The sequence below is a fragment of the Burkholderia sp. Ac-20384 genome (genome assembly GCF_017104605.1).
GTDB lineage: Bacteria > Pseudomonadota > Gammaproteobacteria > Burkholderiales > Burkholderiaceae > Burkholderia > Burkholderia lata.
In genome coordinates this window covers 1-12,857 of record NZ_JAAGPE010000261.1, presented here as the reverse complement: position 1 = coordinate 12,857, position 12,857 = coordinate 1, and the positions used below count along the sequence as shown (strand labels likewise).

At 66.9% G+C, this 12,857-nt stretch carries 10 protein-coding genes and 1 tRNA gene; 7 read left to right on the top strand and 4 right to left on the bottom strand.

The features are described 5' to 3' along the window. Positions 1-651 (bottom strand): DUF4136 domain-containing protein (locus tag G3O00_RS32620; RefSeq protein ID WP_206145457.1); only part of this gene is annotated, 651 nt, incomplete at its 3' end. Positions 652-838: 187 nt separating this feature from the next. Between G3O00_RS32620 and pepN the strand changes: the two genes are divergently transcribed. The 7 genes from pepN (at position 839) to G3O00_RS32585 (ending at position 8,713) form a co-directional block, all read left to right on the top strand. Beyond that, positions 839-3,532, top strand: coding sequence for an aminopeptidase N (pepN, locus tag G3O00_RS32615; protein ID WP_206145456.1), 2,694 nt, complete (start codon positions 839-841; stop codon positions 3,530-3,532). A 280-nt stretch (positions 3,533-3,812) separates the two neighbouring features. Further along, complete coding sequence (locus tag G3O00_RS32610) at positions 3,813-4,826, top strand: class 1 fructose-bisphosphatase (protein ID WP_174934500.1); 1,014 nt, start codon at positions 3,813-3,815, stop codon at positions 4,824-4,826. Between the two features lie 207 nt (positions 4,827-5,033). Then, a tRNA-Thr gene (locus G3O00_RS32605) sits at positions 5,034-5,109 on the top strand. 170 nt (positions 5,110-5,279) lie between these two features. Then, a complete protein-coding gene (locus tag G3O00_RS32600) occupies positions 5,280-6,089 on the top strand; it encodes a LuxR C-terminal-related transcriptional regulator (protein ID WP_206145455.1) in 810 nt (269 codons plus the stop codon). A gap of 164 nt (positions 6,090-6,253) precedes the next feature. Continuing rightward, the gene (locus tag G3O00_RS32595) at positions 6,254-7,987 is read left to right on the top strand and encodes an FAD-dependent oxidoreductase (RefSeq protein WP_206145454.1); all 1,734 of its coding nucleotides are present in this window, start codon (positions 6,254-6,256) and stop codon (positions 7,985-7,987) included. After that, positions 7,984-8,196 (top strand): hypothetical protein, encoded by a 213-nt coding sequence (locus G3O00_RS32590; protein ID WP_206145453.1) that lies wholly within the window; start codon positions 7,984-7,986, stop codon positions 8,194-8,196. Before G3O00_RS32595 ends, G3O00_RS32590 begins: the two co-directional genes overlap by 4 nt. Before the next feature lie 262 nt (positions 8,197-8,458). Next, the gene (locus G3O00_RS32585) at positions 8,459-8,713 is read left to right on the top strand and encodes a GlsB/YeaQ/YmgE family stress response membrane protein (RefSeq protein ID WP_041492772.1); all 255 of its coding nucleotides are present in this window, start codon (positions 8,459-8,461) and stop codon (positions 8,711-8,713) included. A gap of 79 nt (positions 8,714-8,792) precedes the next feature. Here the strand turns inward: G3O00_RS32585 and G3O00_RS32580 are convergent, their stop codons facing one another. The 3 genes from G3O00_RS32580 to G3O00_RS32570 are packed head-to-tail and all read right to left on the bottom strand — an operon-like array spanning position 8,793 to position 12,855. Beyond that, the gene (locus tag G3O00_RS32580; protein ID WP_206145452.1) at positions 8,793-9,275 is read right to left on the bottom strand and encodes a TlpA family protein disulfide reductase; all 483 of its coding nucleotides are present in this window, start codon (positions 9,273-9,275) and stop codon (positions 8,793-8,795) included. Further along, positions 9,272-10,540 carry a sialidase family protein gene (locus tag G3O00_RS32575; protein WP_206145451.1) on the bottom strand — a complete coding sequence of 423 codons (1,269 nt, stop codon included), beginning with the start codon at positions 10,538-10,540 and terminating at the stop codon, positions 9,272-9,274. Before G3O00_RS32575 ends, G3O00_RS32580 begins: the two co-directional genes overlap by 4 nt. Further along, positions 10,528-12,855, bottom strand: a complete 2,328-nt coding sequence (locus tag G3O00_RS32570; RefSeq protein WP_206145450.1) for a TonB-dependent receptor — start codon at positions 12,853-12,855, stop codon at positions 10,528-10,530. The genes G3O00_RS32575 and G3O00_RS32570 overlap by 13 nt, the downstream gene beginning before the upstream one ends. Positions 12,856-12,857 lie beyond the last annotated feature (2 nt).

Below are 12,857 nucleotides of genomic sequence, written 5' to 3'. Positions count from 1 at the left end.
CTCGTTGGCAGCCGGCGCCGCCGGGCCGCCGCGCTTGTCGACCGGCAGCCGGACCGAGCGGACCGCGACGTTCGACAGCGGGAAATCGGCGAGCGCGCTGCGCGCGAGGAACGGCATCGCGTACAGTAGCGTGCCGTTGTCGCCGGTCGTGCGCGCGGACACGTTGTACACCTCCTTGCCCGTCGCGCGTTCGGTGATGCGGATGCCGAGCGTATAGTCGAACACCTGGTACGTCTGCGCGACGTAGCCGGCCGGCATCGGCCCCCAGGGACCCCACGGGCCCCACGGCCCGCGCCGCCAGTACGGCCCGGGCGCAAACCACGGATCGTAATAGACCGGCTGCGGCACCGTCACGAGATCGCTGCCGACCGCATAGGTCAGCCCGACGAGGTACCGCGCCTGCGCCTGCGGCACCTGCCGGAACGCATACGTGGACAGTTCGTTCGCGACGATCGGCTCGTAGGTCGACTGCTCGATGCTGTTCTTCTGCGCATCGGTGCGCGTGAACGCATAGGTGCGTGTCGCGTCGCTGCCGCTCCAGTCGGAGAAGGCCGTGACCTGGGTCGTCACGTAGCTGGTGCAGCCGGTCAGCAGTGCCACGCACAGCACCCCCGCCCAGCCCGCACCGCGTTGAATCCATTCGCGTTTCATGTTGATCCTCTTCGATCCGTCACCCGTTCGTCGCACCGCGCGAACCGTAACGGGATGCCGATAATACGCGGACTCCCGGAACCGGTAAAAAGTTCGCCCGGCACGCGGCCGCCAGCCTTTGTACAATGGCCCGGTTCGCCCGGCCCGTGCCACGGGCCCGTCCCCCACTCCACCGATCTCGACGACCATGTCCGACAACGCCTCTTCCACCGTGATCCGCCGCGCCGACTACACGCCGCCGGCCTTCCTCATCGATTCCGTCGCGCTCGAATTCGATCTCGCGCCGGCCCGTACGATCGTCAGGAACACGATGCGCGTGCGCCGCAATCCGGACGCCGCGCCCGCGCCGCATCTCGAGCTGATGGGCGAAGCGCTCGAATTCCTCGGCGCACACCTGGACGGCGCACCGCATGGCGCCGTGCGCGCACACGAACACGGGCTGACCGTCGAGAACGTCCCCGACGCGTTCGAGCTGACGCTCGAAAGCGCATGCGCACCCGACCAGAATACGACGCTGTCCGGCCTCTATGTGTCGAGCGGCAACTTCTTCACGCAGTGCGAAGCCGAAGGTTTCCGCCGCATCACCTATTTCCTCGATCGCCCCGACGTGATGGCGTCTTACACGGTGACGCTGCGCGCCGACAAGGCCGCGTACCCGGTGCTGCTGTCGAACGGCAACCTCGTCGATTCCGGCGACCTGCCCGACGGTCGCCACTTCGCGAAGTGGGAAGACCCGTTCCGCAAGCCGAGCTACCTGTTCGCGCTGGTCGCGGGCAAGCTCGTCGCGATCGAGGAAAAGATCACGACCGGCTCCGGCAAGGAAAAGCTGCTGCAGGTGTGGGTCGAGCCGGCCGACCTCGACAAGACGCGTCATGCGATGGATTCGCTGATCCACTCGATCCGCTGGGACGAGAAGCGCTTCGGCCTCGAGCTCGATCTCGACCGCTTCATGATCGTCGCGGTCGGCGACTTCAACATGGGCGCGATGGAGAACAAGGGGCTCAACATCTTCAACACGAAGTACGTGCTGGCGAACCCCGAGACCGCGACCGATACCGACTTCGCGAACATCGAATCGGTGGTCGGCCACGAGTACTTCCACAACTGGACCGGCAACCGCGTGACCTGCCGCGACTGGTTCCAGCTGAGCCTGAAGGAAGGCCTGACGGTATTCCGCGACCAGGAATTCTCGGCCGACATGGCTGCGGGCGACGACATCGAATCGGCGGCCCGCGCGGTCAAGCGCATCGAGGACGTGCGCGTGCTGCGCCAGCTGCAGTTCGCCGAGGACGCGGGCCCGATGGCGCACCCGGTGCGCCCGGAAAGCTACGTCGAGATCAACAACTTCTACACGATGACGGTCTACGAGAAAGGCTCGGAAGTCGTGCGGATGTACCAGACGCTGTTCGGCCGCGACGGCTTCCGCAAGGGGATGGACCTGTACTTCAAGCGCCACGACGGCCATGCGGTGACCTGCGACGACTTCCGTCACGCGATGGCCGACGCGAACGGGCGCGACCTCGCGCAGTTCGAACGCTGGTACAGCCAGGCGGGCACGCCGCGCGTGTCGGTGCGCACCGCGTACGACGCGGCAGCGCGTCGCTATACGGTCACGCTCTCGCAGGGCTACGGCGACGGGTCGCCGGCCGCGCGCGAAACGCAGCAAGGGCCGCTGCTGATTCCGTTCGCGATCGGCCTGATCGGCCGCGACGGCCGCGACCTGCCGCTGCGTCTTGACGGCGAAGCCGCCGCGGCGGGCACGACGCGCGTGCTCGACTTCACCGACACCGAGCAGACCTTCACGTTCGTCGACGTACCGGAGCAACCGCTGCCGTCGCTGCTGCGCAATTTCTCGTCGCCGGTGATCGTCGAGTACGACTACAGCGACGACGACCTCGCATTCCTGCTCGCGCACGACAGCGACCCGTTCAACCGCTGGGAGGCCGGCCAGCGCCTCGCGACGCGCGCGCTGCTGACGCTCGCCTCGCGTGCCGCCGCGAACGAGCCGCTCACGCTCGGCGAGAACTTCGTCGGCGCATTCCGCCGCGTGCTGACCGACGCGACGCTGTCGCCGGCGTTCCGCGAACTCGCGCTGACGCTGCCGTCGGAAACCTACCTCGCCGACCAGATGGCGGAAGCCGATCCGGCCGCCGTGCATCGCGCGCGCCAGTTCGTGCGCCGCCAGCTTGCCACCGCGCTGCGCGCCGACTGGCTCGCCGCATACGAGCAGCACCAGACGCCCGGCACCTACGAACCGACGCCGGAGGCCTCCGGCCGTCGCGCGCTGAAGAACCTCGCGCTCGCGTATCTCGCCGAACTCGAGGATCCGGCCGATGCCGTGCGCCTCGCGACCGCGCAATACGACGCGGCAAACAACATGACCGATCGCGCAGCGGCACTCGGCGCGCTGCTGTCCGCCGCGGCCGCCGGCGCGAACGAACCGGCCGAGCACGCACTCGACGATTTCTATCGCCGCTTCGAGAAGGAAGCGCTCGTGATCGACAAGTGGTTCGCAATGCAGGCCGCGCAGCGCGGTACGGCCGCACAGCCGACGCTCGCGAAGGTTCGCAAGCTGTTCGCGCACCCGGCGTTCAACCTGAAGAATCCGAACCGCGCACGCTCGCTGATCTTCAGTTTCTGCGCGGCCAACCCCGCGCAATTCCACGCGGCGGACGGCTCGGGTTACGCGTTCTGGGCCGAACAGGTGCTCGCGCTCGACGCGATCAACCCGCAGGTCGCGGCACGCCTCGCCCGCTCGCTCGAACTGTGGCGCCGCTTCACGCCGGCGCTGCGCGACCGGATGCGCGAAGCGCTCGAGCAGGTCGCCGCCGGCGCGAAATCGCGCGACGTGCGCGAGATCGTCGAGAAGGCGCTCGCGTAACGCGATCGCCCGCATCTCGCCCGCGCGAGACAGCCGGTGCCGCCCGTCGCGGCACCGGCTTTTTTATCGTGTGAATAGTGCTGGAACCGGGCGCAACCACGGGGTCTGACCGCGCCGCCGGCCGCCGCCGCAACGCGCGCCCCGCCCGTCTCCACCACCGGAAACCGGGCCGGTCCGGCCGCCCGGCCATGTAACCGGACGAAAAAACCCGGCGGCTCGAGAGGTGCGACGGGTAAAATTGCGGCCATTCAAGGATTCTTTTGGCCTTCTGGAGTCTGTCATGTCCATTGCCCGCCGCACCACGCTGTCGAAGTTCCTGATCGAACAGCAACGTGAGACCAACAACCTCCCCGCCGACCTGCGCCTGCTGATCGAAGTCGTCGCACGCGCGTGCAAGGCGATCAGCTACAACGTGTCGAAGGGCGCGCTCGGCGAAGCGCTCGGCACCGCCGGCAGCGAGAACGTCCAGGGCGAAGTGCAGAAGAAGCTCGACATCCTGTCGAACGAGATCCTGCTCGACGCGAACGAATGGGGCGGCAACCTCGCCGCGATGGCATCGGAAGAAATGGAAACGTTCTTCCCGATCCCGGCGAACTACCCGCGCGGCGAATACCTGCTCGTGTTCGATCCGCTCGACGGCTCGTCGAACATCGACGTGAACGTGTCGATCGGCACGATCTTCTCGGTGCTGCGCTGCCCGGACGGCAAGCAGGCCACCGAGGAATCGTTCCTGCAGCCCGGCACGCAGCAGGTTGCGGCCGGCTACGCCGTGTACGGCCCGCAGACGGTGTTCGTGCTGACGACCGGCAACGGCGTGAACTGCTTCACGCTCGACCGCGAAGTCGGCTCGTGGGTGCTCACGCAGAGCAACATGCAGATCCCGGCCGACACGCGCGAATACGCGATCAACGCATCGAACGCGCGTCACTGGTACGACCCGGTCAAGCGCTACGTCGACGAACTGAATGCCGGCAAGGACGGCCCGCGCGGCGACAACTTCAACATGCGCTGGATCGCATCGATGGTGGCAGACGTGCACCGGATCCTGAACCGCGGCGGCGTCTTCATGTACCCGGCCGACAAGCGCACGCCGGATCGTCCGGGCAAGCTGCGCCTGATGTACGAAGCGAACCCGATGTCGTTCATCGTCGAACAGGCAGGCGGCGCCGCGACGACCGGCACGCAGCGCATCATGGAAGTGCAGCCGACGGGCCTGCACCAGCGCGTCCCGGTGTTCCTCGGTTCGAAGAACGAAGTCGATCGCGTGACGGGCTACCACCAGGAAAAGCAATAAATTTGCACTGCAGCACTAGACAGTGTCGCGCGACGTACGTAGAATCGCGGCTCTCGATGTGACCCCAACGGGTCGTATCGCAGTGAAACGAAGCGGGAAGTTTGCCGAGTCGATGAGTTTCGCGAAACAGCAGCAGCAAGCTGAAAAAAATTCGCAAAACCTATTGCCAAGGATTCAGATTTCACCTTATAATTTCGTTTCTCTGATGCCGGTGTAGCTCAGTTGGTAGAGCAGCGCATTCGTAATGCGAAGGTCGTAGGTTCGACTCCTATCTCCGGCACCAAGTTATAAAGGGCTGACAAGCATGCTTGTCAGCCCTTTTCTCTTTCCGGGCGCCAAATCGTGCGCTGCCCGCCTTCTGTCCGCGTCCGCTCCGCTTGCGGGCATCACCCGACTCCCTCGCCGCACCCCGCCGATTACAATCGACGGACCACTCCGCCCTTTCCGAGCATCATGCGCACCTGGCGTCTCGAGCGACCGAACCTCACCGGGCAACTGGACGTATCGCGTGCGACGCGCCTCGTCGCCGCGATCGGCGGCAACGAACCGAACGCATTCGCAGCCGAAGTGCTGAAGCTGTTCGACGACGCGCTGTCGGTCACGCAATGCACGATCTTCGCGTACGAGTTCGGCAACCGCCCGCGCACGCTATCCGTCGCCGACCATCGCGGCGGCCGTTACCTGCGCGACGTCGCCGACACCTACGCACGACACTTCTACGCGCTCGACGGCAACCAGAAGATCGTGTCGAGCGCGCATCGCGGCGCGCGCCGCCACGACCTGCTGCTGCACCAGCAGACCGGCGACGAGATCGATCATGATGCGTATCGCGCGGCCTGCTACCGTGGCCCAGACGTGTCCGACCGGCTGTCGCTGCTGATGCAGCCCAACGATGCGAGCTGGCTGTCGATCAACCTGTACCGCGCGCATCGCAGCGGTGCGTTCCAGCCGCGTGAGATCGCGGAAATCGAAGCGCTCGCGCCGCTGATCGCGCAGGCCGCGAAGCATCACTACGCGCTCGCCGGTGCGGCGCAGATCGGGATCCCGCAACTGATGCTCGCGCGGCTACGCCGCGCATGCCCGGCGCTGTCCAAGCGTGAACTCGACGTGCTGCGCGGCGTGCTCGAAGGCCAGACCTCGCACGAGATCGGTGAGACGATCGGCGTGAAGGCGTCGAGTGTCGTCACGTACCAGAAACGCGCATACCGGCGCCTGGGCATCTCGAGCCAGCGCCAGCTGTTCGCGCTCTGCCTGCAGCCCTGAACCGAACCGGCCGGTGATGACCGAATCCGGGTAAATCCCGGTCGGCTTGCTGTACCCGGAATGGGGACAGCGGATTTCCGCCCGGCTTCCATACTGCTTCGACTGCCTGCACACGTTGCCCCGGCGCGCGTGCACGTCGAACTGCCCTCCCCTGGAAGCCAACGATGGATATCGACTTCAAGCCCTACCCGTTCGTCGCCGAGCGCCATCCCGCGCATCTGCCGGCCTGCCACGACGGTATCGATACGCACCGGCATCGCGTGGCGATCGTCGGCGGCGGCCCTGTCGGCCTCGCCGTCGCGCTCGGCCTCGCGAACCACGGCATCCGCAGCGTGCTGATCGAAGCCGACGACGCGGTCTGCCACGGCAGCCGCGCGATCTGCATCTCGCGGCGCAGCCTCGAAATCATCGAGCGGCTCGGCGCACTCGACGATTTCCTGCGCACGGGACTGCCGTGGACCGGCGGGCGCAGCTTCTACCGTCGCGACGAAGTGCTGCATTTCACGATGCCGCAGGACGAAAACCAGAAGCTGCCGCCGATGATCAATCTCGCGCAGTATCACATCGAGCAGTTCCTGCTCGACGCCGTGCAGCGCCGCCCCGAACTCATCGAGATCCGCTGGCAGACGAAAGTCACCGGCGTGACCCGGCAACCGGACGGTGTGCGCGTCGACGTCGACACACCGCTCGGCGGCTACGCACTCGACGCCGACTGGGTCGTCGCGTGTGACGGCGGACGCAGCACGATGCGTGAAGCGCTCGGCCTGTCGCTGCAGGGCACGAGCTACGAGGGCCGCTACGTGATCGTCGACATCGCGCTCGACAGCGACCGGCCGACCGAACGGCTCGCGTACTTCGATCCGTCGTCGAACCCGGGTTCGACGGTGCTCGTCCACAAGCAGCCCGACAACGTGTGGCGCATCGATTACCAGTTGCGCGACGATGAGGATCCCGAAGCGGCTGTCAAGCCGGAGAACGTGATCCCGCGCGTGCAGAACCTGCTCGACATGATGGGCGAGCGTGGCGACTGGTCGCCGATCTGGATCACGATCTACAAGGCGAATGCGCTGACGCTCGAGCGCTATCGGCACGGCCGCGTGCTGTTCTGCGGCGACGCCGCGCATCTCGTGCCGATCTTCGGCGTGCGCGGTGCGAATTCGGGCATCGACGATGCCGACAACCTTGCATGGAAACTCGCGTACGTGACGCGCGGGCTCGCATCGGACACGCTGCTCGACAGCTACTCGGACGAACGCGTGTTCGCGACGCACGAGAACCTGCGCTACGGCACGAAGAGCACCGAGTTCATGGCGCCGCCGTCGTTTGCGTTCGAACTGATGCGCAAAGCCGTGCTGTCGCTCGCGGTCCGGCATCCGGCGCTGCGCTCGCTGATCAATCCGCGCCAGACGACGGCGATCGCGTATGCAACGTCGCCGCTCAACGCAGCCGAACGCGACACGTTTTCAGCCGGCCCCGCGCCCGGCACGGTGCTCGCCGAATGTCCGCTGACGCTGTACACGGCCCACGGCAGCAACATGCGCCGCGGCCACCTGACCGATCTCGTCGTCCCGCGCTTCACCGCGTTCTGCTTCACGTCCGACGGCGAGCCCGATCCGGCGCTGGCCGATCTCGAACGGCGCCTGCAGGCCTCACGGATACCGTTCGCACTCGTCACGCTCGCACGGCATGCGGCTCCGCAACAACCGCGCTGCGGCGGCCATGACGACGACGGCCGGCTGTTCGACATGTACGGCGCGCGCGACGGCACCGTCTATCTCGTGCGTCCGGACGGTCACGTACTCGGCCGCTGGTACGACGCTCGCGCCAGCGACGTGACCGCCGCGCTCGAACGCGCACTCCATCCGTGCGCATCAACCAATCCTCAGGAGACCGCATGATGACGGATACCGAACGCGATACGCTCTACACCGACCTGTGCCGCACGATGACGCGGATCGGCGAAGCTGATGCGTCGCTCTTTCTCGCCCGCTTCGCGTGGCTGTCGATCGAGGAGATCGGCGATTCCGCGACCGTCGCACGGCTGATCGCCGACGCAGGCGACGGATTGCCCGACACGGGCATGCAGGCATCGGCACACGAACGATGACACGCATGGCCGACCGGCTTCGCCGACGGCCTTTTCTTACAGATTCATTTCGCCACGCATTGCCCGTGCGCGAGCCTCACCGTATGCAGACGAATTCCCTGGAAAATCCCGTTAAGGGTGCATAACATTACTTAACGATTCCGACCCGTCTATCGCGTTACATTGCGTGGGCGGCGCGGCGGGTCGCAATGCCGCCTTCATTCAGCTTGCGGCGACACAGCCGACGTCCGGTCATTCGACACAACTCAAGGAGAGGACAACCATGGCTCATGGCTTGATTATGTGGCTCATCATCGGTGCGATTGCCGGCTGGCTTGCCGGCTTGCTCGTCAAGGGCGGCGGCTTCGGGCTGATCGTCGACATCATCGTCGGGATCGTCGGCGCAGTGATCGGCGGCTGGCTCGCCGGGATGCTCGGCATCAGCGTCGGCAGCGGCTTCATCGGTTCGGTGATCGTCGCCGTCGTCGGAGCGGTGATCCTGCTGTTCGTGATCCGGCTATTCAAGCGAGCGGCCTGACGCTTCTCTCCACGCGCCTTCGGGCGCGTTTTCGCATCAGGCTGGCGCGCGGCCCGTTCGCCGCGCGCCGTCGGCCCGTTCAGCGCTTGGCGCGCTGCAACCAGCCGTCGAGCACATCGGCCGTCAGCAATCCGCTGCGCGCTTCCCGTGCGCCATCGCGCCCGATCCACACGGTGCGCGGCATCTCCCCTCTCCATCCCGCATCGAGCACCGCCCGCAGACGCTCGGGCATCGGCTCCGCGTTCGCGAACTGCGCGACCTGCGGCGGCAAGTTCATCTGCGCGAGCGCCTGCGAGATCGCCGCACCGTTGTCGTCGTACGCATCCATCGCAACCATCGCAAGCTGCACGTCCGGATGACGACGCTGCCACGCGACCAGATGCGCGGCGTTCTCGCGACAGTACCCGCAATCGAGCGACCAGATCTCGACCGCCAGCGGCCGCTCGTGCGCAGTCGCATACAGGCGCGCGACGTCGGCCGCGCGCAGCGGCTGCAGCTCGCCGCCGGCCCACGCCGGCACGCTCGCGAGCACGATGCCCAGCAATGCAATCAGCCGCTTCATTTCACCGCCTCCACGGCGATCAGCCGATAACCGTCGTTACGCGTGCGCCACGACAAATAGATTCGCCCCGCATCGTCGAGCAACTGCGGGTTGTCGCTTGCACCCGATGTCGCTGCGATCACGCGCGGCGCCGACCAGTGCTCGCCGCGATCGTCCGACCGGCGCAGCTTGATCTGCATCGTGTCGCCGTCGAACGCCTTCCAGGCGAGCCACACGATGTCGCCACGCGCGACGAGCGCCGCATGCGACGCCTGCTCGCCTGGCACCGCGGGATTCGCGCCGAATGCCCACGGCGTGCCGCGCGGCTGGCCATCGGCGCCGATGCGTGAATAGAACACGTCGGCCCGGCCGTCGACGACACCGAACCAGACGAGATGGCGCGTGCCGTCCGGCGTGATCGCCAGCGCCGGCCCATGCTCGGGGCACGCCTCGACGTGCCAGTTCGAGAACGTCGCGCGCACCGGGACGATCGGTTCCGACGCAGCGACGGGCAACACGGCGAGCGCATGATCGCGGATCTGCCCCGGGAACACGTTGCGCCATGCGGCCTCGATACGTCCGGCCGGATCGATCGCCATCGCGATGCGACAGCATTCGCACGTATGGTCGGTCACCTTGCGTTCGGCTTCGAACGATGCGCCGCCGTCGCGCGATACCGCGTAGTAGACGGCCGCGCCTTCATACGCCTGCTCCGCCGCTTTCGCCGCGACGAGATCGCGTTTGTCGATCCACGCGATCGCGATGTTGCCGGCCGGATCGACGGCCATCATGTCGAAGCGGTGCGTGATGGCCTGCCGGTCGCGATGCACGGTCATGGGCACGCTCCACGTCGCACCGCCGTCGAGCGATCGTGCGAAACGCACCATGCCCGTGTACGGCGCATCGAGCGGCATCGACCACGACACGTACACTGCACGCCCGTCCGGACTCGTCGCGATCTTCGGGCGATTCTCGGCGCTCGTGTAGATCGGCTCCGGCATCGCGTTGACGGTCACGGGCGCGGACAGCGTGCGGCCCGTGTCGTCGGAATGCGCGACGACGACATGCGCGCCCTCGACCCACGCGACCCACAGCCGGTGATGCGTGTCGAATGCCGCCCCCGTCGCGAGCGGCTGCTTCTGCTGCGCGGGCGCGGCCTGCATGCTCATGTGCGCGGCGTGCGAATCGGCGGCCTTCGGCACGTCGTGCGCATCGTGCGCGCCGGCTGGCGACAGCGACGCGAACCACAGCGCGACGCCTGCCGCGAGCGATCTCACAGCGACCATTTCAGTTCTCCATAGAAAGTACGGCCCGGATACGGGTGGAACACGTAGTAGCGGCGGTCCGTCAGGTTGTCGATACCGAGCGACGCGGTCCAGTGACGGTCGAAGCGGTAGCGCGCCTTCAGGTCGACGACCGTGAACGAGCTCGTGCCGCCGTAGACGTCCGGATTCACGTCGCTGTTGTCGAGCGTGTTGAACTGGCGGCCCGAGTAGCGCACGCCGACGCTCGCCAGCCAGTGCTCGTCGAAGCGATACGACGCGAGCAGGTTCGCACGCATGCGCGGAATTCGCGGAAAGCGCGAGCCGACATACGCGGGATTCGCCGCATCGGCGAGGATCTGCGCGTTGCTCGCCGACACGTTCGCGTCGATCGCGAGTCCCTTCAAACCGACGTTCTCGCCGCTGAACGCGAGTTCGACGCCGCGCACGCGCACGCGATCGACGTTCGAGATGTTGGTCACCGTCGTCGCGCCCGACACCGTCGTCTGGCTGTAGATCGAATCGCGCAGGTCGCTCTGGAACACGCTGGCACGCACGACACCGACGCCCACGTCGCGTTCGGCCGTGAAGTCCCAGTCGATCGCCTTTTCCGGCCGCAGGTTCGGGTTGTTGTTGACGATCGCGTTGTTCGAGATCGTGCCCTGGAACAGTTCGCCGACCGTCGGGAAACGCGTGCCGGTCGCAAACGACAGCCGGAAGCGCCACACGTCGGTCGCATCCCATTGCAACGCGACCTTCGGCGACAGCGCGTTCGCGCTGCGGTCCGCATAGCCGAGCGTGCCGCTCGCATTGCCGAGCGCGCCGCCGTATGCATCCCAGCGCTCGTAGCGCAGCCCCAGCGTTGCGAGCCAGCCCGGCGCGAAGCGCCACGCGTCCTGTCCGAACAGCGCCTGCGTGCGCGTGTCGCCGCGATAGACGCTCGACAACGACGTGGTCGGCCCGGCCAGCCAGTCGGCCGTGTTGAACGTGACGTTGCGCAGGAAGTAGTTGTCGTAGTGATAGCCGAACGTGAACGTATGGCCCTTCACTTCCGGCGCCTCGGCCTTCAGGTCGAGCGTGCGCCAGCCGGTGCCGTCGCCCTGGAACAGCGTGCCTGCGCCGCCCTGCACGGTCGACGCCGAGCGCTGCACGTCGCGCGACACGTCGTACGCGGACACGACGCCCGACAGGCGCCAGCCGGAATCGAGCCGGCCGTTCAGGCCGAGCGCGTACAGCCAGTTCTCCTGGTCGCCGCGCTGCGGCGCGAATGCGTTCGGCGCGACGGTCATGTTCTGGCCGCCGATCGACACGTTGCCGCCGTAGACCGGATTGCCGGCCGCATCGCGCAGGAAGGTCTCGCCGTGCTGCCGGTAATGGTTCTCCCAATGCCCGAGCGTGAGCGTCGCATCGACGTGGTCGGTGAACGCATAGCCCATCCGCACCGTCTCGTTGAGCTGCTCGGTCCGCTCGATCGTCTGCGCGCCGACGATCGTCCGCGGCCGGCCGTTGGGCCCGATGTCGGTCGCGGCGCCCGTCACGGGCACGGCCGTGCCGAGCTTCGGGTTGTATGCCGAATTGGGGCTCGCATACTGCATCGGCTGACCGTTGTTCTCGAGCCGGTCGAGCGACAGCGCGAACCAGAACCGGCCGACGCGGTTCGCAATCCGCGCGGTCTGGTGATTGCCGCCGAAGCTGTCCGCGAATCCGTAGCCGTCGTGGTAGCGCTGCGTGAAGAACTGCGTCGACAGCGACGCCTCGAGCTTTTCCGGGCGACGCGTGGTGAGCAGCACGGTCGAGCCGATCGAGTTGCCCGGATACAGCGCGGAAAAGGGGCCATAGAGCACGTCGACGCGCGCGATATCGTCGGGCGGAATCAGCGACCAGCGCGGCGGGTACGCGTAGCTCGAGCCGAGCAGGTTCGACAGCAGCACGCCGTCGGCATAGACGAGTCCGCGCGCACTCTGCAGTTCGTTGAAGTCGCGGCCTGCGAACACGCTGTTGCGGTCGCCGATATAGCGCTTGCGGACCATCAGGTTAGGCGCGTACTTCAGCGCGTCCTCGGTGGTGACGTTGGTGTGCGATTCGATCTGCTCGCGCGTGATCGACGTGACGACGGCCGGGGTATCGGGATCGACCGATTGCCGCTGCGCGGTCACGCTGACGGCGGTCAGCGTATCGCCGGCTACCGGCGCTGGCGGCACGGTTGCGACGGCCGAAGCGGGAGCGGCGGCATCGGCGGCACGTTCGACGCCACCGCGCGCGGTGGCGCCGCGTGCATCGTCCGTCGAGGCCGCATGGGCGGCAGGCCACGCAAAGGCGGCCGCGCATGCGAGCGCCAGCA

Bases quoted from the DNA above. Each gene is read 5' to 3' on its own strand.
- pepN (WP_206145456.1), top strand. From the start codon at position 839: ATGTCCGACAACGCCTCTTCCACCGTGATCCGCCGCGCCGACTACACG.
- G3O00_RS32610 (WP_174934500.1), top strand. From the start codon at position 3,813: ATGTCCATTGCCCGCCGCACCACGCTGTCGAAGTTCCTGATCGAACAG.
- G3O00_RS32600 (WP_206145455.1), top strand. From the start codon at position 5,280: ATGCGCACCTGGCGTCTCGAGCGACCGAACCTCACCGGGCAACTGGAC.
- G3O00_RS32595 (WP_206145454.1), top strand. From the start codon at position 6,254: ATGGATATCGACTTCAAGCCCTACCCGTTCGTCGCCGAGCGCCATCCC.
- G3O00_RS32590 (WP_206145453.1), top strand. From the start codon at position 7,984: ATGATGACGGATACCGAACGCGATACGCTCTACACCGACCTGTGCCGC.
- G3O00_RS32585 (WP_041492772.1), top strand. From the start codon at position 8,459: ATGGCTCATGGCTTGATTATGTGGCTCATCATCGGTGCGATTGCCGGC.
- G3O00_RS32580 (WP_206145452.1), bottom strand. From the start codon at position 9,275: ATGAAGCGGCTGATTGCATTGCTGGGCATCGTGCTCGCGAGCGTGCCG.
- G3O00_RS32575 (WP_206145451.1), bottom strand. From the start codon at position 10,540: ATGGTCGCTGTGAGATCGCTCGCGGCAGGCGTCGCGCTGTGGTTCGCG.